The sequence below is a fragment of the Paenibacillus sp. 1A_MP2 genome (assembly GCF_052244825.1).
Classification (GTDB): domain Bacteria; phylum Bacillota; class Bacilli; order Paenibacillales; family Paenibacillaceae; genus Paenibacillus; species Paenibacillus vandeheii.
This window is the reverse complement of the sequence record NZ_JBQQCS010000001.1, coordinates 6,378,339-6,399,248: the sequence shown is the minus strand read 5'-3', so window position 1 is coordinate 6,399,248 and position 20,910 is coordinate 6,378,339. Positions and strand designations below refer to the sequence as shown.

The 20,910-nt window shown below is 46.1% G+C and carries 14 protein-coding genes and 5 pseudogenes; 14 read left to right on the top strand and 5 right to left on the bottom strand.

Annotation, left to right across the window (positions count from 1 at the left end; translation table 11 throughout):
- Positions 1–267: 267 nt before the first annotated feature.
- Positions 268–3,402, top strand: coding sequence for a copper amine oxidase N-terminal domain-containing protein (locus ACTWJ7_RS31480; RefSeq protein WP_301880886.1), 3,135 nt, complete (start codon positions 268–270; stop codon positions 3,400–3,402).
- Between the two features lie 896 nt (positions 3,403–4,298).
- Here ACTWJ7_RS31480 and ACTWJ7_RS31475 read toward each other — a convergent pair.
- Positions 4,299–5,135 carry a DUF1129 family protein gene (locus ACTWJ7_RS31475; protein ID WP_301880884.1) on the bottom strand — a complete coding sequence of 279 codons (837 nt, stop codon included), beginning with the start codon at positions 5,133–5,135 and terminating at the stop codon, positions 4,299–4,301.
- Between the two features lie 413 nt (positions 5,136–5,548).
- On the opposite strand from ACTWJ7_RS31475, the gene ACTWJ7_RS31470 reads away from it, so the two are divergent.
- From ACTWJ7_RS31470 to ACTWJ7_RS31460, 3 genes and pseudogenes are all read left to right on the top strand, one after another.
- Complete coding sequence (locus ACTWJ7_RS31470) at positions 5,549–5,785, top strand: hypothetical protein (RefSeq protein WP_301880883.1); 237 nt, start codon at positions 5,549–5,551, stop codon at positions 5,783–5,785.
- Positions 5,786–6,142: 357 nt separating this feature from the next.
- The gene (locus ACTWJ7_RS31465; RefSeq protein WP_301880882.1) at positions 6,143–6,973 is read left to right on the top strand and encodes an alpha/beta hydrolase; all 831 of its coding nucleotides are present in this window, start codon (positions 6,143–6,145) and stop codon (positions 6,971–6,973) included.
- 180 nt (positions 6,974–7,153) lie between these two features.
- Positions 7,154–7,938: pseudogene (locus tag ACTWJ7_RS31460) on the top strand (DODA-type extradiol aromatic ring-opening family dioxygenase).
- Between the two features lie 178 nt (positions 7,939–8,116).
- On the opposite strand, the gene ACTWJ7_RS31455 reads toward ACTWJ7_RS31460, so the two are convergent.
- Positions 8,117–8,329 carry a hypothetical protein gene (locus ACTWJ7_RS31455; RefSeq protein WP_301249939.1) on the bottom strand — a complete coding sequence of 71 codons (213 nt, stop codon included), beginning with the start codon at positions 8,327–8,329 and terminating at the stop codon, positions 8,117–8,119.
- A gap of 173 nt (positions 8,330–8,502) precedes the next feature.
- Positions 8,503–9,041, bottom strand: a pseudogene (locus tag ACTWJ7_RS31450) (DoxX family protein).
- A gap of 340 nt (positions 9,042–9,381) precedes the next feature.
- Between ACTWJ7_RS31450 and ACTWJ7_RS31445 the strand changes: the two are divergent.
- The 4 genes and pseudogenes from ACTWJ7_RS31445 (at position 9,382) to corA (ending at position 13,597) form a co-directional block, all read left to right on the top strand.
- Positions 9,382–10,449, top strand: a complete 1,068-nt coding sequence (locus tag ACTWJ7_RS31445) for a DUF3048 domain-containing protein (protein ID WP_301880877.1) — start codon at positions 9,382–9,384, stop codon at positions 10,447–10,449.
- Positions 10,450–10,665: 216 nt separating this feature from the next.
- The gene (locus ACTWJ7_RS31440) at positions 10,666–11,283 is read left to right on the top strand and encodes a DUF47 domain-containing protein (RefSeq protein WP_301880875.1); all 618 of its coding nucleotides are present in this window, start codon (positions 10,666–10,668) and stop codon (positions 11,281–11,283) included.
- A gap of 14 nt (positions 11,284–11,297) precedes the next feature.
- Positions 11,298–12,286 (top strand): annotated as a pseudogene (locus ACTWJ7_RS31435) (inorganic phosphate transporter).
- 352 nt (positions 12,287–12,638) lie between these two features.
- Positions 12,639–13,597, top strand: a pseudogene (gene corA / locus ACTWJ7_RS31430) (magnesium/cobalt transporter CorA).
- A gap of 413 nt (positions 13,598–14,010) precedes the next feature.
- Here the strand turns inward: corA and ACTWJ7_RS31425 are convergent.
- On the bottom strand, positions 14,011–15,102 hold the full coding sequence (locus ACTWJ7_RS31425; RefSeq protein ID WP_079351078.1) for a DNA alkylation repair protein: 1,092 nt from the start codon (positions 15,100–15,102) through the stop codon (positions 14,011–14,013).
- A 183-nt stretch (positions 15,103–15,285) separates the two neighbouring features.
- A complete protein-coding gene (locus ACTWJ7_RS31420; protein ID WP_443146218.1) occupies positions 15,286–15,588 on the bottom strand; it encodes a hypothetical protein in 303 nt (100 codons plus the stop codon).
- A 172-nt stretch (positions 15,589–15,760) separates the two neighbouring features.
- On the opposite strand from ACTWJ7_RS31420, the gene ACTWJ7_RS31415 reads away from it, so the two are divergent.
- The 6 genes and pseudogenes from ACTWJ7_RS31415 to bioB all read left to right on the top strand — a co-directional run bounded on the left by ACTWJ7_RS31415 (position 15,761) and on the right by bioB (position 20,900).
- Positions 15,761–15,922, top strand: a complete 162-nt coding sequence (locus ACTWJ7_RS31415; RefSeq protein WP_443146217.1) for a hypothetical protein — start codon at positions 15,761–15,763, stop codon at positions 15,920–15,922.
- A 447-nt stretch (positions 15,923–16,369) separates the two neighbouring features.
- Positions 16,370–16,660 carry a YerC/YecD family TrpR-related protein gene (locus tag ACTWJ7_RS31410; RefSeq protein WP_017690665.1) on the top strand — a complete coding sequence of 97 codons (291 nt, stop codon included), beginning with the start codon at positions 16,370–16,372 and terminating at the stop codon, positions 16,658–16,660.
- 2 nt (positions 16,661–16,662) lie between these two features.
- On the top strand, positions 16,663–17,442 hold the full coding sequence (locus tag ACTWJ7_RS31405) for a sirohydrochlorin chelatase (protein ID WP_301880869.1): 780 nt from the start codon (positions 16,663–16,665) through the stop codon (positions 17,440–17,442).
- Positions 17,443–17,809: 367 nt separating this feature from the next.
- The gene (gene bioA, locus ACTWJ7_RS31400) at positions 17,810–19,165 is read left to right on the top strand and encodes an adenosylmethionine--8-amino-7-oxononanoate transaminase (protein ID WP_301880868.1); all 1,356 of its coding nucleotides are present in this window, start codon (positions 17,810–17,812) and stop codon (positions 19,163–19,165) included.
- Positions 19,162–19,896, top strand: coding sequence for a dethiobiotin synthase (gene bioD, locus ACTWJ7_RS31395; RefSeq protein ID WP_301880867.1), 735 nt, complete (start codon positions 19,162–19,164; stop codon positions 19,894–19,896). Before bioA ends, bioD begins: the two co-directional genes overlap by 4 nt.
- 15 nt (positions 19,897–19,911) lie before the next feature.
- Positions 19,912–20,900: pseudogene (gene bioB, locus ACTWJ7_RS31390) on the top strand (biotin synthase BioB).
- The last annotated feature ends 10 nt before the right edge of the window (positions 20,901–20,910 follow it).

Below are 20,910 nucleotides of genomic sequence, written 5' to 3'. Positions count from 1 at the left end.
ATGATAGGTTGCAATACACTAGTCACTTTTACATTAAACGAATTCGGGAAGGATGTTGTTTCGGAATAATGACAAATTCTTCTGTTATTTTTAACCTTTGGAGGGTAGATGGCGGAAGGACATTTCTGCGAAAATATTTTTTGTGGGATTGGAAACTTTTACTCCTATTCATACGTCTTAGATGTGCACAGGAAATTACAGGAATAAAATGAAATTCAAAACGATCACATTTTAACTTAAACCATGAAGAGAATGGGGATATTGGATATGAAGAAAGCGGGAGGACGTCAAGTGAAAAAGGTGATGTCAGCACTGGCTGTATCGGCTATGTTGATGTCAGCACTACCTACGTCGGTTATGGATGCAGCTGCGAGAATTAGCATATATATCAACGATGCGGAGCTGTCATCCGCACAGGCGCCTGTCATGAAAGGTGGACGTGTACTGGTTCCGTTGCGGTCCATCTTTGAAGGATTGGATGCCACTGTAGAGTACACCAACAGAACCAAAACCATTAAGGCTAGTCGGGGTGACCAAGAAGTCTCGTTGACGCTGGGTTCCAAAACGGCTTACATCAACGGTGAAGCGATCGCACTGGATGTGCCTGCGAACACAATCAAAGGAAATACGATGGTTCCGATTCGTTTTGTTAGTGAAGCTTTTGGGGAGAAAGTATTCTGGAATTCCCGCAATCAGCGGGTAGATATCAAAACAACGTCCACACCTCCTGTGGATGAAACGAAATATGCAGCATGGAACATTTATGGTTCTGTATCCGGAAGCAATGGGGATGGTCGTGACCTGACTGTAAGCTTCACACGTCCGACATCCGAGAAGGCTGTATCCTCATATCGGATTATGCTGGTAAAAACGCGTGATGTGAACAGCTTCAATGAGTCTGCGGCATCGGTTGTACCATCCGGTAATTATACATCCGTTTCTCCAAATGGTACTGATCCAAAATTAACGCTGAATGCCCAGACACGCGACGTAAATGGGGATTTGTTAAATACAAGTGAAACCTATCGTCTGTATGTACTTACTATGGGGAACAGCAACAATAATTACAAAAATCTGCTGGCCTGGTCTTCCCAGTCCTTGAAACTAAACAATGTGAAAACGACGGTTCAACCTGTCACAGGCCTTCGGATCGCAGATATCAGTGACTATGGGGATGGCCGTGACTTGGAAATTAACTTTACACAGCCGAGCACCACATCCAATATTACGTATTACCGTGCTTTTGTAGTCAAGGCGAAAGACGCTTCTTCATTCAATCTGACTACGGCCAATAATGTATCCAGTTCGAATTCAACCATTATCTACAAAGGCAACAGCACGGCTGTCAAAAGCCAGCTCAGTTCCTCGACGCGTGATACATCCGGGGAATTGATCAAAAACGGCACATCATATGTCGTGTACATCATGTCAGTGAGCTCCAACGCGGCAACAGCGGACAACAAGCTGTCCTCTGTATCATCTTCGCTTACGCTGGGTGTAAACACAGCAACAGCACCTGTTATCACGTCAGTGAGAGACAATTCGGATTATGGAGACGGTCGTGACATTCAAGTGAGCTTCAACCGTTCATCTGATGAGTCTAAAGTTGCTAATTATCGGATTTTCGTAGTACGCAACTCGGTATCCAGCAGCTTTAATCTGACTACGGCGAGTAATCTGTCTTCCAGCTTGTACTATAATGTGAACAAAACAGGAAACAATATTACAACCACACTGCCATCCTCCATGAAGGACACAAGTGGTTATAACGTAACAAATCTGCAGGATTATCGGATCTACGTTATGGCTGTAGGCAACCAGCAGAATGGATATACCAATGCGCTGTCCTCTTCGTCGACGCAGTTGAGACTGACAACGAATAGTAATGCTGGAGTCGCAAGCAACATTGGGGTGGCTGATGTGAGTGACAACGGTGATGGACGCGATCTGCGGGTTTCGTTTAATAGAGCTTCGGATGAATCTAACGTTTCCGTATATCGAGTATATGTAGTACGTTCCGGAAATACAGGCAGCTTCACACTGAGCGCAGCGAATGCATCGAACAATTATTATCAGGTGAACAAGACAGGTGGAAATCAGTCATTTACTCTTCCTAGCAATGCGGTCGATACTAATGGCTACAGAATTACTAATAATGAAGGCTATCGTGTATTCGTCCTGTCGGTAAGCACAAGTGGAAATTCCAGCCAGAATGCATTGTCTTCTTATTCTTCACAAATCACGCTGACTGCCAATGCAGCTGTGACTGCACCAAGCAATGTGGCGGCAACAGATATTGGGGATAACGGCAATGGTAGCGATCTGCGTGTGACGTTCAATCGTTCGACGGATGAGACGAATGTGAATCACTATCGTGTGTTTGTGGTGAAATCGGGCAATGCGAGTAATTTCAATCTAGCAGAAGCTAGCAGGAATTCGAACTATAAGCTCGTAAGCAAGAACGGATCAAGCAGCTACCCTGTAACTCTAGATACTAGTTCCAAAACAACGGATGGGGATCTGATTCGTAATGATGTGAGCTATAAGGTGTTTGTAATGGCAGTAAATAATAACGCCTCTCTTGCCAATGCATTGTCTTCAGGCTCGGGAGTGATCACATTGGCTACGGCTGTAGCCGCAGTGAGTAATGTAATCGCAACTGTGAAAGAAACAGCGCAAGCAGCAGGTAATGTAACGGATGTAACCGTGACATTTACAAGGCCTGCTTCTGAGACAGGGATTGGGCGTTATGTGCTAATGGTTGTACCTGCTTTAACAGCGTTTGATTTGAATGCGGCCAAAGCGACTGCAAAATCTACTTATGCAACAGCTGTTACTTCAAGTCCTACAACTTTGCCGACAGTGCTGCTTGATAGCAACGGTAATAATATTCAAGCAGGCACATCGTATAAAGTGGTTATTTTATCCGAATCATCAGACAACAAACGTGATTCCAACATAGCCTTTTCGCCTTCATTCACGATTAATCCAGTACTTGTTGGAAAAGCAACTGGCGTGACAGCGACAGCGAATGATTCTTCCATTGATGTCAGCTTCACCAAGCCTAGCAATGAAACTGGAATTGCAGGCTATGATGTTTACATTGTCCAAGATACGAGTAACACAATCGATAACGGCCTTGGTAGTCGAGTAGGAACTGTGAATAGTGGGGCAGGCAATCCATCAACAGCGAACGTTAACATTACCGGTAATTCAACGGATTCAGATGGGTTTGCTTTCAAATCAGGAAAATATAAAATCAGAGTGGTTTCCGTGTCTAGTGACGCTGCGAAATATGCAACTACGAAGTCAGATATAGCTACATTTACTATTCCGGCAGCTCCTACGTCCAATCCGGATAATGGTAGTCAAACGCCTGCTGTAGAGACCCCACCTCAATAATTGTAAAGAGAGTTTTATGCTTTGATGAGTAGTTCGTTTTTGATGAGCGCGAGAAGTAGTGGAGGGGACGGAATCGATTCTGAAGAAGCGGCAGCGCTCGCCTTTGTCTCCGAATTTAAACCTTATAGAGGTTGAATCAGATAAATTTGGAGACAACAGCGATCGAAAGAACGATCCGTAACCGGAATGGTCACTCCAAGAACCAACAATTTTATCATTCAGTTTTGTTGACAAACCAGGCTCCCCTTCCAAAAGTGAAGGGGAGTTTTTCTTGGTCTTAAAAGTTGTTCTGCCACCGTAGTAGATTTTCTGAATCACACATATTCCACTTAAAAATCCTGTCACCAAAAAGGTTCCTTTGACCGTTGTGCAAAGGGGCAAACGGGTGGAGAATAGGGGAAAGAAGAGCATGATCCGAAAGGAATGATGGTATGCTTTCATTTCGCTTAACCTGCCTGCCGGATTCCCGGTTGCCTCTGTATCTGTATTGTGTAGGAACAAAAGAAGAGAAAGTTCAGTTTAGACCTGATTGGATTTCCGGTATATCAGCTTTTTTTGTTGCGCAGCGGATCATCTATATGAAGTATGACAAGGCCATTCCTTTCGAGGCGGGAGCAGTTTCAAACGAGCTACTGGCGTATTATAAGTTACTCATAAGGTGTGGTACGTGATCACTGTTACCTCTGATGGAGTGAGGGTATTTTGAAGTTTTCCTGAACGGTCTGAAAATAAAAATAGCTGTCGAGAATTTCTCAACAGCTGGCTGGGGGCCATTATGGCCTCTTTTTTGACACTAGATATTCTATCTCATCACCGAATGTCGTACTTCCTCTTCGCACATCATACACTTGCATGATATACCCAATGCTGCTGCCCCACTATGGGCATTAGCATCCTTACGCTTTCTTTTGTCCGAAAAGTGGTCTCAGCGTAGCCAATCCTACAATTCCAATCACGAGACTAATCCATGGAGCCAGCGTAAATACGGGAAGGCTGTCACGCAGTGGATATCCTACAAATAGGACAAGCACAACGATAACGATATAGATGGCGATCCCGCGAAGATTGACCTGTGGTCTGGCAGTCTTGTCTGCTCCCTGATCATCTGGACGCTCTGCAAGGCGACGAAGCATTTCAACGAGTGCAATCCCGCCAACCGCCGCAACGATAAGAGAGAACAGGCTGATATGGCTAAACGGTTCCGTATCTCCACCTGTCCAGCCAACAAATAGACCAACTGCCCCCTGAATCAGCATGACAAAAGATAAAGCTGCCCAGGAGATCATGATATACCATTTGGGCGCTCGTTTAACCTGATCCGTAGACTCCGCTGATTCGGCTTCAACTGTTGCTGCCTTCTTGGCTGAAGCATTACGTTTATTGGAGTTGCTTCGGGTGCCCGCTACAACCGTACTTGAAGTTGTGGATGGGGCGATATTAGATTCAACAGGATCAGCGTCCTCATGATTAGTTGCCACGCCTAGCTGTGAATAGATATCCTGTTCCAGATCAGGTCCATATAACTCGCGCGCAGGTTTACCGTCACGCTGAGCTTGTACGATAGCTCTCCCGGCAGAGAGAATCCATTCTTCTTGCGTTCTCTCATCGGCTGGTGCTTGGCGCGCCATGGTGCTGATCTGGTCGAACAGTTTGACATGTTCCGGTGTCATCTTACTCATTTCGGTCATTTGCCGATTCTGTATTTCTTTCAACTTCTTATAGGAAATCCCCAATGATTGCTCCCCCTGTCTACACACGTTCTGATCCCCGGTGATCTGGAGACCCTGACGGTATTTTAGTATACGGGAAGGTCTCTCGTTTCGCAAAGTCATTCCTTATAAAACAATTGTTTACGATTCGACCATAGCCCTGCGCAGGCCAGAATGACACAGGTGCATAGCAGCACCAGTTTACCGTGAATACGAATCCATTCCAAGATGTGTTCCATGATTTCAACCCTTTCGCCAGAAGGAATCGGAGGCAAATGTTGGCTATGATATATTGTTTAGGTTCTCCTTGATTCGCCGTTAATATGCGTAAGAGAGAGTTCAGTTCCAACGATTGTGTGAAGAATGAATAAAGTGCAGCCGAATCCACCACAATAGTAGCATTTCCAACAGAAACCAGGGATTGGAGTGTGGCAGATATGGATCAACAAAAGGAGCAATTAACAAGGAAGCTGCTGCTGAGTAGCAACTCCCGCGGCGTAACGGATGAAGTTGTGCCGATGGAAGAGACGTTGGAGGATGCTGAATATCCGGAAGAGTATACAGAGGGAACCTTTCAGTCGGGGAGCTTTTGGGAAAGCTCAACTTCGGTTTATGAAAACGATTGGCAGGGTCGAGTGGAGACCCATGAGATGTTTCGTCGCAGCTATGAGTAATTTCTAACAGAAGGTTCAGGTCGCCAATATGGATGGCAGCGTATTGGTATTACTCAACCCGCTTATTAAGAAAAGCTGAGCTGAAATTTCAGTTATTTTAGTTTCTATGGTTCAGCACCAGTATATTAGCACTAGGTATAATTCGAGTCAGCTGTTGTCAGCTTGGCTCATTTTTTTCGCGTTTTTGCCGATAAAATATAGATAAGATATGACTGGATATGGACATTTCCTCACGTTGACTTGAGGTTCACAGGATGATAATATACTAATATATCTTAATACACATTAAACTTATCGGATTTATATATAATTAACAAAATGAACAAGAGCAGGGAAGAATGGAAAGGGGAAATGGGCATGGAGCGTCAGATTAGTATTCGTCATGGGCAGGAAGAATTAACAGCCACGATTCATTATCCGGTCGTCAAAGACATCAAGGAGGGAAATCAACAACAGCGCGTGCCTCTTGCTGTCATCTGCCACGGATTCGTAGGAAGTCGGATCGGTGTGGATCGTCTGTTTGTGAAGACCGCCCGTGAGCTGGCCGAAGATGGGTATTTGGTACTGCGCTTCGATTATATCGGCTGCGGGGAGAGCAGCGGTGAGTACGGAGCTGAAGGACTTGAATCCATGATTACCCAAACACGTTCTGTGCTGGATTATGCCGTAAATTGCAGTGATGTAGATCCAACCCGTGTGACGCTGATAGGTCATAGTCTGGGTGGAGCTGTTGCTCTGCTGACTGCTGTCCGTGATAAACGAGTCAAGAATCTCGTCATGTGGTCATCCGTAGGATATCCGTTCAATGATATTGTGAAGATTACGGGACGTAGTGTGTACGATGAAGGGGTGAAACTGGGATCTGCTGATTATCTCGGCTACAAGTTTACACCCGCATTCTTTGAATCACTGGCTGAACATCAGCCGTTCCAGGAAGCCGTTAAATTTAACGGGGATGTTCTGGTGGTGCATGGTACGTCGGATGAGATCATTCCTGTCGACTACGCGTTTCTGTATCAAAAGGTATTCTGGATGCGCCAGGAAGGCCGCTGCGACAAGGAGATTATTTTCCAGGGTGATCATACCTTCTCTTCCGGTAAAGAGCGGGAACAGCTGATCACACGTACGAGAGAATGGCTGGGAGAGCGTCAGAAGATCGAACAGGATTGGCAGCATTGGATGATCTAAAGTGGTCTTATGCCAAGCTTTTTCGTTGGTCTGGAGCATGGCATGGTCAACATGAGCTGATTCAAAAGGCAACATGCGCGTACGGAATGCATCCTGATTGGGATGATAGCTTGGAAAAGCGCCTTCTTCGGGGTAAAATAGAAGGGTAAGCATCCTATCCGTGTCTGGAGGTTGGCAGCAATGACATTACCCGCATTATTCATTGCGCATGGTTCTCCCGCTCTGGCGGTGGAGAGCAATGACTACACTCACTTTTTGAACCAGCTTGGAGACAGGCTGCCGGCTCCGAAAGCCATTGTTGTATTTACGGCGCATTGGGATTGTCCCGAACCGTCCGTGACAATGGATGATACACATCAGACCTTGCATGATTTTTACGGATTTCCCTCTAATATGTATACAATGAATTACCCAGCATCTGGTCAGCCAGATCTGGCGAATGAGATCTGTGCTTGTTCACTCGTAGTAATCTTGCACATCAACCGGTTCGAGGCCGAGGTCTGGATCACGGTGTATGGGTACCGCTATTACACATGTATCCAGAAGCCAATATTCCTGTTATTGCGGTATCTGTTGATTCGCTGCGTTCCCCGCAGGAACAGTATGATATTGGCCGGATGCTGGAACAGCTGCGTCATGATAATGTGCTGATCATTGGCAGCGGCGGAACAGTCCATAACCTGCGCATGCTTGGTAGCAATGATGAACCACAAGACTGGGCAGTGGAATTCGATAACTGGATTGGGGAGCGGCTTGAGCAGTGGAACACGAGAGAGCTATTTCAATATGACAAAAAAGCCCCCTACGCCCGCACGGCAGTTCCATCTTATGGAATGGAGCACATTGCGCCCTTGTTCTATGCCATGGGTACGGCTGACATGTCCCGATCTGCAAAACGACTATTCCAGTCGTATCCTTACGGTACGCTCAGTTTGAACTGCTGGCAGTTTGGTGACGGCGTATAACTTGGCGCAGACAACAGAACGTGAACAGGTCTATAAGTCATATTATGCCAATACACGGTAGATCATTGACCGCAAGACTTAGGTTAATAAATCGTTGAAGTAAAAAAGGTTTCTGCTGCCAGCATGATGGCTTCAGAAACCTTTTTCTATGACTTTAACATTTTGAAAGTTAGTGCAGCTATTTGCGAATCTCGAAAAGCTCACATGCTGTACGCGAATGATATGCCAGCTCACTTACACTGGACTGCACAACAATGGTATTGCTGTCAAAACGGATAATGACGCCACCGGAATCAATCTGATGGTTATCTTTAAAAACACGAACCTTATGCTTCATGTCCATGGCTTCCTGGAAGTCGGCATCGGTTTCAAGTCGGCGCTGGGTTGGCATGTCATGTACTCCTTTAATTATATTCGATCTATACGTTCATCATAATACGTGTTTCTGTAGATGAGCAAGTCAGATGAATGTGCAAGCATATCTAAAGAACAAAAAAAGTCCTGCTCTCCAGGGGGAGGGAGCAGGACCGCGAATACTATTAATTTTTTTATATTTTTTAATCATTAGGCTGTTTTGTGCGTATGGTTTATCGTTGGTGTATCTTTAGGCTGGCTGCCTTTATTGCGAGTGAACAATCCGCGAAGGTAAGGCATTACCCAACGATCCAAACCGATTTTACCAGCATTTGCGCCAGCGACTACAAGGAAGATTTCCATCAGAACCAATTGAGCATTCGTGCTTACTGTTCCCGAGAAGAGGAACGCGAAGTTCATGACCATTGCCATAAGTGCTGCCAGTGTTGTGAAGCATCCAAGAATGAGGCCCAGACCTACAAGGAATTCACCCAGAGGGATAACGAAGTCGAACAGTCCTGCGTTTGGTACCGCGAAGTTCTCAAGGAATGTTCCCCACCAAGCTTGAACGGTTGGATTTTCACCCGTTGCTTTTCCTACAGCGCCTGCAAGGAATCCGCCAGCTTGGAATCCACCTGTCAATTTGCCCAGCCGTGTGTCATCCAGTCGTAACCGATATACACCCGAAGTATTGTCAAAATCCACATTGCCACTTTGTTTTCTCTAAGCCATTGGTTGAAGCTGAACATATAAACCACTCCTTCATGGAATTTAGTGTGTGTTGTTGTTTTTGTTTTTTCTAAGTGATCACCTTTGATGTCTTTATTGTATAGTTCAAAAGTCATCTTGTTTGTGATTATTATCACAATCTAGTTCAAATTTTAAGTAAGGTTTGAGAAGTTCACATTTAGGACATATTTTTCATCCTGCTTCACGTTTCAAACGTAAAACGAAGGGTAGAAAATGCTCTCCTTATCGAAGACAAATGATGCTGTGTGTGATTAAATGGAAAGAAATACGTGAAATGGTCACTACATTAAGAGCAACTACAGCCTAGATTTCAGCCATATCGTTCAGGAGGTACATATATTGAAGCAATTGAAATGGAACAAGATGATGTCAGCGGCATCGCTACTTATTCTGGCCCTAAGTCTGGTCGCTTGCCAAAATAAGGAGATGGTCCAGGTCCCGAAACCGGAGACCGTTCCTACACCTTTACAGGAGGAACAAGTAACGGAAGAACCTTCCACGTCGCTCTATACAGCACCACTGACGGGTCTGCCTGTTGATGAAGCAATTACGCGTCGTCCACTGGCGGTTATGATTAACAATGCTCCTGCAGCGCGGCCCCAATCAGGTCTGAGTGCAGCTGACATTATTATCGAAGTGCTCGCAGAGGGAGGCATTACCCGTTTTATTGCGATCTTCCAGAGTGAAGGCGGGGCAGATACGGTAGGACCGATACGCAGTATTCGCCCGTATTTAATCGAACTTGGTGAGAGCTATGATGGTGTATTGGTTCATGCGGGTGGCAGCCCGGATGCGTATTCCATTTTGCAAAAGCAGCAGAAACAGCATATGGATGAGATATCGAATAGTGGCCCTTATTTCTGGCGTTCCTCGGATCGTAAAGCACCTCACAATCTGTACACGTCGGCGGACAAGCTAAGAGAAGGCGCAGATACCAAAGGCTATAGTCACGACTTCAAGTCCCCTGTGTATACGTATAACGAAGAAGGTGCCACGTCCGCCGGAGAGTTGGCCAAGCAGTTTGAGCTTCATTATTTATTGGAGAGTTACCGGGTTACGTATGATTACGACGAGGTTAGTGGACGATATATGAGATTGGTGAACGGAAAGGCTGATCAGGATCTGGATAATGGCATTCAGATGGGAGCCGCCAACATTATTGTAGCCGGAGCGGATCACAAGGTGCTCGACAACGTGGGCAGACTGTCGGTTAATCTGGAGCAGGGTGGGGAAGCCATGTTGTTTCAGAAAGGTAAAATGATTCGAGGTCAGTGGGTTAAGAAACCGGGTGATATTATTCGATTTGTACAAAATGGGACTGAAGTTGCTCTTGTTCCTGGCAAGACTTTTATCAGTATCGTTCCGAATCAGCCTGACTTTGCAGGGCATATTGAAATTCAAAATTAATCCAATTTGAAGAGAAATGTAAACGCAGTGTAAAATTTCATCATCATTTTTCCAGCCATTCCAAATAATTAAGATTCATTTCAGATTTATGTGATAAGAATATAAAAAAGGATCATGCCTTATGTACAAACCGTGAAACATTTATGATAAGATATCAAAGGTTGTCATTTCATGTTTCATCGGTTATCGGCAATTTCTCGTAAAGGGGATAGAGCTATGAAGCTTAAGAAGAAGAAGGATATATTTTTTGAGACACTAGAGAACATGGCAGATGCGGTCGTGCAAGCGGCAGATTATTTCTCCCAACATGTTTCCAACCTTCAGGATGTGACTCTTTTTGCCAATGAAATGAAGAAGTACGAGTCCCAATGTGATGACTATGTGCACACGATCATTACGGAACTCAACAAAACATTTATCACGCCGATCGAACGCGATGATATTATGGAGCTGACAACGACACTTGATGACGTATTGGACGGACTCGAAGCAACGGCTTCCCGTTTCTATATGTACCAACTGACTGACCCGGACGAATATATCGTTCAATTCGCTGAAATTTTGCGCCAATCGGCTTACGAAATTCAGAAGGCCATTCATTTGCTGTCTCAGAAAAAATTGCTGGCGATTCGCGAGTACACCATTCGTCTGAACGATCTGGAAAACCAGGGCGACGAAGTGCTGCGCATGTGTATCAAGAACCTTTTCGCTACCGTGCCTGATCCGATTGAATTGATCAAACGCAAGGAAATTTACGAACGTCTTGAGACGACAACGGATGCTTGTGAACACGTAGCGAATGTGCTCGAATCCATCATCATGCGTAATTCTTAAGGAGCCAGAGAATAATGGAAACAACGATTTGGGTATTGGGTATAGTCGTCTTCCTTGCACTGGCGTTTGACTTCATCAACGGATTTCACGACACGGCGAATGCCATTGCAACTTCGGTCTCGACACGGGCACTGACTCCGCGCCGGGCGATCCTTATGGCTGCCGTGATGAACTTTGTCGGTGCCATGATGTTTACAGGAGTAGCGAAGACGATTGGGGAAGTGTAACAGACCCCACCACGCTGGATAATGGGATCGAGGTCGTCATAGTCACCTTGATCGCCGCGATCATCTGGAATCTCGTTACATGGTGGTTCGGCATTCCTTCTTCATCCTCGCATGCACTGATTGGCGCTCTTGCTGGAGCCGTACTTGTTGGCGCAGGAGCTGATAAAGTCAAATGGAGTGGATTTATTGACATCGTCGGAGGATTGTTATTATCTCCTCTGATCGCATTTGCCATCGGTTATGTGGTCATGACCATTCTCAAATATATTTTTGCCAAACGCAGTCCGCATAATGTGAACAAAGGTTTCCGTACGGTACAGATTTTCACAGCAGCGCTCCAGGCGTTTACGCACGGTACCAATGATGCTCAGAAGGCAATGGGGATTATTACTTTTGCATTGGTCGCAGCAGGTGTACAGGATCATCTGGATGTTCCGCTGTGGGTTAAAATCTCCGCGGCAACAGCAATGGCGCTCGGTACTTCCATCGGTGGTTGGAAAATCATCAAAACGATGGGAACCAAAATTTTTAAAATTGAACCGATTAACGGGTTTGCAGCTGATCTGTCAGCCGCGTCTGTTATTTTCACGGCAACGTTGCTCCACCTGCCGGTGAGTACAACTCACGCTATCACATCTGCCATTCTGGGTGTAGGTTCCGCGAAGCGTTTCTCAGCCGTCAAATGGGGACTTGCTGGACGTATCATTATTACGTGGTTTATTACGATTCCGATTTCCGGGGCGCTGGCAGGATTGCTGTACTGGATCATTTTCTAATTAGAAGAAGTATTCAGGAACCAATTCGGTGGTTCAGACAAACTGTTCATAACTGTGTGAATATCGGGATATGTGGACAATTATACAATCAAAACGAAGAGACGCCTGTGCATGAACGTGTGGACAGGCTGGATATGTGGATAGCCATCCGTGGAATGATAAACCAAAAGAAGATATTCCTGTGGATACAGGAAACTGTGGATAGGGAAATGAGAGAAGCCAACAGGGTTGGCTTTTTTTGTTGTCGCGATCACAGGATAACGTGTGTATAATGGGCTGTTGCAGGAGACGATTCAGGGGTTAAAGTTGTACAATAACGTAAAGGATACAAGACAAGGACGTGGTCTAATTTATGATTCGTACACTCGCCATCTCACGGGATCATCAGGTATCTGTAAATGTACCGCTTACACAGCTGGATCTGCAGGAATACGCTTGGGTTTGGGCGGATTTCAATCAGCCTTCGGAAGAGGAAAGCCGGTTGCTGGATACATATTTTCATTTTCACCCATTAGCTATTGAGGATTGTATGCTTGTGCTGCAGCGGCCCAAGCTCGATTATTATGACAACTTACAGTTCCTTGTGCTGCATGCGCTGAACCCTTCCACATTGGAAGCGGAGGAGGTGGATCTGTTTCTAGGCTCGAACTTCCTGGTGTCCTTTCATCATGGGGTACTGGAGGAAGTCGATGAAGCGTGGGAGCGGTTGCTGCATCATGCGCACGAACGAACCATCTGGGCTCGGGTCCGGTGGCAGCGGCGTATACGGTGATGGACAAGCTGGTCGATCATTATTTCCCGTCTCTGTTTGCCATTGAGGATGAGCTGGCTGAACTGGAGAACCGGGGCGGCAAGGAGTCGGTGGAAGACCTGATGAATCAGGTGTTCGACCTGCGCAGTCGATTGCTGAAGCTTAGACGAACGGTAGTGCCCATGCGGGATTTGCTCTATCGGGTGGTCAACTCCCAACATGTGCAGCGATCAGGGGAGCATACCGTATATTTTACGGATATCTATGACCATTTGTTGAAGCTGACTGACATGATTGAAGCCGATCGGGAAATGACGGCAGACCTACGCGACAGTTACATCTCCTTGAATTCTAATCGAATGAACCAGATTATGAAGACCCTTACCGTGATTACAACCGTCTTTATGCCACTGACGCTAATTGCGGGGATCTATGGCATGAACTTTGCCTATATGCCTGAGCTGCAATGGAAGTTTGGGTATGGGGCAGTGCTGCTGCTGATGTTTGTTCTGGGCGGAAGCATGGTGGCCTGGTTTGTGAAGCGGGGCTGGTTTAAGTAAGGAAGAATAGAAGCTAAGCGGGATAACAAGTAAATAGTAAGATAAAGGCTAGCGATCTGCAAAGATCGCTTCTTTAGCCTGTGAAATATGTGTATAAAGCACATATAGGAGTATATATAGGAGTACATATTGATTCGTTGTCTGAATAGATGTCCACATGTGGATAAGATAAATGAAGAAGCATCATGTGCATAACTAGGTTTTGAGGGAATTGGGGCTGTTACAAACATGGGTAAAAGGAAAAAAGGTAAAAGGGTAAAAGGCATCTTCATTAAAGAAGACACCTTGGGGAATTTCTCAAGGAGCGGATTCCATGAGCTGAATTTCAACATGGGATCGATATCATAAAATGAAATGAAATGAACCGTGCTAAATGTTCATCCTAAGTTAACTTGCTACATGCCATTCAGGGGTTACTCGGATGGCTCCAGTACAAAAGTGGCCGTAGCAGCAGGTTGTCCATTCACAACAATCGTTAACGTGTGCAAACCAGCATAATAACGTCGGGTCGTAATGACTTTGAACGACTGCTTAGTTGCAACCTTGGTTCTCCCGGTAGGGAAATTCTTGTCCGAGCATTTGAAACGTTTGGGTGCCTGCTTGCCATTCGCTTTCATATATCCAATTTCATATTCGATCCGCAGCATCTGGGACTGACCACTTTCGTTCACGACATCAAAGGAAAAATGAAGATCCTCTCCGATGGCCACGGTATCACTTGCAAGCTGAAGATGCTCGATATGTGTCGCATCCTGCTCGACATAACCAAAGAGACTTAGCGCCTTCGGATGCCCTTTTTTCAGCAAGGAGCGGCTTGCATGACGAACAATCCAATCGGTATGCTCATGTTGTCCATACCAGCTGGAGGCCAAATCCAGGACCAGTGCCGGATGATCTTTCGAGATGTCGTTCAGGTGATTGGCTACACTTTTCCGGACATACAGGGACTCGTCCTGCTTCAATTCATGAAGAATGGGAAGTACTGGTGTTGGATCAGTGATGAATCCCCGCAGTTTGGAGCCCCATGGTAGACGTGGGCGACTGCCTTCACTGGCAAGTCTGCGAATATGCTCATTGGGGCTGCTTGTCCACTGCATCATTCGTCTCATCGTTTCGATCGGATATCGTTCAATAAACGGGCGTACCGCGAACTCGGAACTGGAATAAGGTGTGAAGAGGGTCAAGTACTTCATGGATAGCTCGTAGTTTTCCGGTGCAAGTCCATTCACTTCGACAAAATCCGGTACGAACAGATACTCGACTCCTCGCATCTGTGGTGCTGCCTGCTCAATCACATGCAATGCTTCTTCATAGTTGTCAGGCAGAACCTCGGTCAAAGCGAGTGTAATCCGGCGGATACGGGCTTTGAATTCCAGCTCTCCCCAGCCCTCGGCGAATACAAGTTCACGAAATTGCTGCTTGTCCAGCTTGGGGTAAAATTGGTGTAACCGTTCTCCCGTCCGTTCGATTAATGCGGGAGTATACTTATCTTTGAACAGTTCCATAGTCCGCCTCCTTTAATTACTATCCAGTATACCTCAAATTATAGGAATAAGAACATAGGTTCTTAAAAATATCTATTATGAATAGGTTCTTCTTACTATGAAAGAATGAATGGAATGAAGGGGGAGAATAAGGTTGAAGTGGATTAAGCACCCCCTAATGAAAGAGGGCGCCTGGGAAAAGTGTTAGACTTTTTTGTTTCTTTTGGGACGACGTTTCGTGGTATTGGACTTATTACGGCCGGATTTGCTATTTGAATTACGTTTGCGTGGAGCAGAAGTCGTTTTTTTACGGCGTTTGCGTGAGCGAGGTGGAGAATACTCTTCATAATCTTTATCCGCCGCACTGCTTTTTTTTCCTTTTCCAAAAGGCAGAATCCCCATCACCAGTTTCATCATTGGTGCCATCTGCTGGAACCCGCCAACGACCTTTTGCATTTTGCCGATTCCGCTCATGATGCCATCAATTCCACCGAAGCGGTCGATCATTCCTTTCAGTTCGCCGATATTGGCCAGGGAAAAGCCTGAGGAAGACGCAGGCGCTTCCACTGGAACAGGAGAAGCAAGAGGAGCCCCCCGCCGAACAAATCTCCACCAGCCGGACTACCTGGACTATAAGGTACAAGTGCCGATGCTTCAACTTCTTGGAGTGGAGGATAGTATGGATCTACACCAGGATACATGGGCTGAACCTGGCCTTCATTCAATGACCGCGGGATCGCCCCAGGCGGCATATAGGCAGAAGTATGGGGCTGCCGATGCGTATGGGAAGACGGACGCTGCCGTGGAGCGGGCCGGCGGTGATAATAATGCTGAGGCATGAACTATCACGTTCCTTCTATGTTGGATTTCGGAATTGCGTTCCTTCAGCTGCTCGATGTGCATAACAGACCGAGATGGAACTCCCTTTTGATATACTGTATGTCATTAGCGGAGAGACGGCGTAGGCGAGTATCCCGTAAAGCGGGATATTTGCGGATTTGGGCGCAGGAGGGGATGAGAGGTTTACAGTAGAATTTTATCATTTAGACACAAATTCGCCACATTTAAAATGGGTAAATACCTACAAATTTAATCGGAAATATACGTGGGAAAAGGGTAAAAACCGTGAGATAGAGGGGGATTGTGCGCGCAGGGAGGACATTAATACGCGATGTAAGCGGTAACATGTATTTTTGTTCTGTAGTGCGTGAAATCGTTAACGCTTGAAATACCAACTCAGGGTGAGTACAATGAAGGTACACAGTAACCGCTAGGGGATGATGATGAAATGCAGCTGAAAAAGCTAAATGATAAAAGCATTGAACAATTATTTGAGGCTATTTTGACTCTAAAAGATATTGAAGAGTGTTATGTGTTTTTTGATGACCTCTGCACCGTAAACGAGATTCAATCCATGTCCCAGCGGCTGGAAGTAGCACGTATGCTTGGCAAAGGAAATACCTATAACCAGATTGAAGCTGAGACAGGTGCAAGTACAGCCACGATCTCTCGTGTAAAACGCTGCCTGAACTACGGCAATGACGGTTATAAAATGACACTGGAACGCCTGGGACGTTAAGGATGAAGAAACCGGGTGTACTCATCATTAGTCACGGTTCTCAGGAGAAGGCCTGGGTAGAATCCGTCGATGACGCGGTCTCCCGGTTGAAACTGCCTGAACCACTGCCCGTGGAAGCCGGGTTTCTTGAACTTGTGGAAGGACGTCTGATCCAGGACGGTATCGACCGACTGGAAGCACAAGGCGTAACCGATATATTGGTCGTACCTCTGTTTGTTTCGTCCGGCAGTACACATGTGGATGAGATAGAGTATGCTATCGGTGCCAAAGATGCTCCGGAGCGTGAGACGGATCTGGAGCCATTCAACGTGAAAGCACAAGTCTACTTCGGTTATCCTGTGGATAATGATCCGGATATTGCGGTCATGGTCTGGGACAAGGTAAAGGCCCTTTCACAGCAACCAGAGCAGGAAACGATTCTGCTCGTCGGACATGGGAGCATTCACAATGGATTCCGTCAGCGCTGGGAAGCGGGTATTTCTTCGCTCGCACAGCGGGTGCAGGAAGTTAGTGGTGTAGCTCATACGGATTATGCGCTGCTTAATCCGGATAGTGTTTACGACAAGGCGAAATACTGGAGTGAAGAGCGGGGGAGCCGGGTGATTGTGGCGCCGCTGTTTTTGAGTGCAGGTTATTTCACCATGAAGGTGATTCCGGGCCGACTAAAGGAACTGGATTATGTGTATAGTGGCGAGACGCTGCTTCCACATCCGCTGTTAAGTCATTGGCTAGAGCGCCAGATTCAACATTTACTGGAAAAATACAATGAGGTTGAGATTTAGTATAGGGGAAAAGGATCGCTGAAAGCGCTCATTTCCGGTAGCTTTTAACCTCAGATTTAAACAAAACGGCAGAGATGCCGTTTTGTTTTGTTTGCACTTTAGATATGTGGAGTGCTCAGTTTCCTAATCTCTATCAAACACTAAAACACGCCGAATCAGGCGTGTTTTTTTGTATTCGGCAGAGCCCTTTACGAGGCGCAATTCGGAGTTCATTCCGGTCAGACAGAATGGAGGATCAGGGTTATAACTCAGAAATGATTCTCTTTACAGGAAAGTTTTTGTCTGATAAGATGTCAACATTCAATTGTTAACCTTTATAAAATATTTTGGTTAACAATTGAAATGATCTAACGGAAGGTGATATCTTATGACACATTATGAACGACTGGCAGCTATAAATAAGGCTCATCTATGGAACCCTTTTACGCAGATGAAAGATTACAATAACTCCGATCCTCTTATTATCGAGCGAGGCGAAGGCGTTATGCTATATGACGTCCAAGGACGTGCCTATTACGATGGCTTCTCCTCGGTGTGGCTTAACGTTCACGGACATAACGTACCGGAGCTGAACCAAGCCATAACGGATCAGTTGGAGCGTGTTGCACATGCTACGCTACTCGGAATGGCCAATGTGCCTGCAATTGAGCTTGCAGAAAAACTGGTAGAGATTTCACCAGAAGGATTAAATAAAGTATTTTATTCGGATTCGGGAGCAACCGGTGTAGAAATTGCGGTCAAAATGGCGTTTCAGTACTGGAAGAACCGAGGGGAAACGGGTAAAACGAAGTTTATTACGATGAATCAAGCCTATCACGGAGATACGATTGGTGCGGTTAGTGTCGGTGCAATTCCGTTGTACCATGATGTGTTCCGTCCGATGCTGTTCCCTACTTATGTCATTCCATATCCTTACGCTTATCGACATGAGAACGGCGAAATGGAAGCCATGCAAGCTACGTTAACCGCATTGCGTAATGTACTTGAAACCAGCGCAGACGAAATCGCGGCCATCATTGTGGAGCCAATTGTTCAAGGGGCTAGTGGCATCCTTATTATGCCTGAAGGCTGTTTACGCGAGATGGCAGCACTTTGCCGTTCTTATGACGTACTGTTTATAGCCGATGAGGTGGCGACAGGCTTTGGTCGGACAGGCGCTATGTTTGCTTGTGATCTCGAAGAGGTATCGCCTGATTTGATGGTGATAGGCAAAGGCCTTACAGGCGGCTACTTGCCTGTGGCAGCGACATTGGCAACGGATGAAGTGTACAACGCTTTTTATGCCGATTATGAAGAGCAGAAAACATTTTTTCACGGTCATTCCTTCACAGGTAATCCGCTCGGTTGTGCAGTAGCTTTGGCTAACTTGAAACTATTTGAAGAGCGCAACTTGGTAGAAGGTGTAAGAGCCAAAGCGACTTTTGTAGAAGGCAAGCTCGCAGCGCTTAACGATTGCCCGCATGTCGGTGATATCAGGCAGAAGGGATTAATGGTAGGAATTGAGCTTGTAAGGGATAAGGAGACTCGCGAACCTTACGATTGGGCCGAACGTATTGGCGTTCGTGTAACCGGGCGGGCCAGAGAGCTTGGCATGCTTACAAGACCGCTTGGCAATGTCGTGGTGTTCATTCCTCCTCTTGCCAGCACAGAGGCTGAGCTTGATGCAATGACCGATATTCTGATGAAATCCATTCTTGATGTCACCGAAGGTGGCTTGGAATGATGAATGTAATTCACGGATTATTCGTAACAGGCACGGACACCGATGTTGGGAAAACAATCGTTACAGGAGCTCTTACTGCTGCGCTTCGTGCTGAAGATCTGAATGTAGGCGTCTGGAAGCCCGTGCAGTCCGGTGCACTTATTGGCAGCGGAGAAACCGATGCAGAACGTCTATTGCAATACAGCGGAATTCATGAAAGTGCCGAGGATGTGGCATCATTTACATTCCAAGCTCCTCTTACCCCGATGCTCGCTGCCAAGCAGGAAGGAGTGACTATAACGTTACAGGAGATAATCACCGCTGGTCAGCCGCTAATCCATCGATATGAATCGGTACTCATCGAAGGGGCAGGGGGCGTTGCTGTTCCACTGACTGAAGACTCTCTTGTAGTAGATCTGATCTCGGAGCTTCGGACACCAGCTCTGATCGTTGCCAGCTCAGGTCTAGGTACAATTAATCATACACTTCTTACGGTGGCTTACCTTCAGCAACATGGTGTTCCGATCGTAGGTTTTATTCTCAACGATGGTGAATCTGACGAGATTCATAACGACTCCAGCATTGCAACGAACGCGGAGCTGATTGAACGTTATTGCGGCATATCCTTTCTCGGACGCTTTCCGTGCTTAACGGGCGAAATCGATTCGGAACTGTTGATCCAAGTGATTCGAGAGAAGATCCAGTTAACACCAATCAGACAAGCAATAACAGTTCAATCCATGGGAGGATGAATGAAGGTGAATACAATGACAGGTAATCAAGAGTGGTTGTCGCTTGCAAAGAAATCATTGAATGGCGAATGCTTAACCATTGAAGAGGGGCTTGCTGTGCTTGAAGCAAACGACGATGAGGTACTGCCGCTGATGCAAGCCGCTTTTCATGTAAGACGACATTTTTACGGCAAAAAAGTAAAGCTGAATATGATCATTAACGCCAAAAGCGGCTTTTGCCCCGAAGATTGCGGTTACTGCTCACAATCCATCGTATCAACGGCACCCATTCAAAAATACAGCTTGCTCGACAAAGAAACGCTACTTGCAGGAGCACGCGAAGCTATGTCACGTAAAGCAGGAACCTATTGCATTGTAGCTTCAGGGAAGGGTCCGACGAATAAGGATCTGGATCAAGTTGTAGAGGCGGTAAAAGAAATCCGTGAAACGATGCCGCTTAAAATCTGCGCCTGTCTGGGCATATTGAAAGACGGTCAAGCAGAACGTTTGGCTGACGCAGGCGTACACCGATACAATCACAACCTGAACACCAGCAAAGCCAATTACCCGTCGATAACCACTACACATACCTATGACCAGCGAATTGAAACCGTGGAAAAGGTAAAAGCATACGGCATGTCCCCTGCTCCGGTGTCATTATCGGTATGGGGGAGAGTAATCAGGAGATTGTCGAGATGGCTTTGGCACTGCGTGAGCTTGATGCGGATTCGATTCCGATTAATTTTCTCAATGCGATACCGGGAACTCCTCTGGAAGGCGCGGGTCGCACTCCGGCGATGAAAGCCCTCAAGGTATTGGCGCTGTTTCGGTTCATTTGTCCATCCAAAGAGATTCGTGTTGCGGGCGGGCGTGAGATCAACCTTCGTACACTCCAGCCTTTGTCACTGTATGCGGCAAATTCACTCTTTGTAGGTGATTATCTAACGACAGCAGGTCAAGAAATCTCGAATGATCATCAAATGATTGAAGATTTGGGCTTTGAGATTGAGCTAAATGCTCTTTAAGGCGGTACAG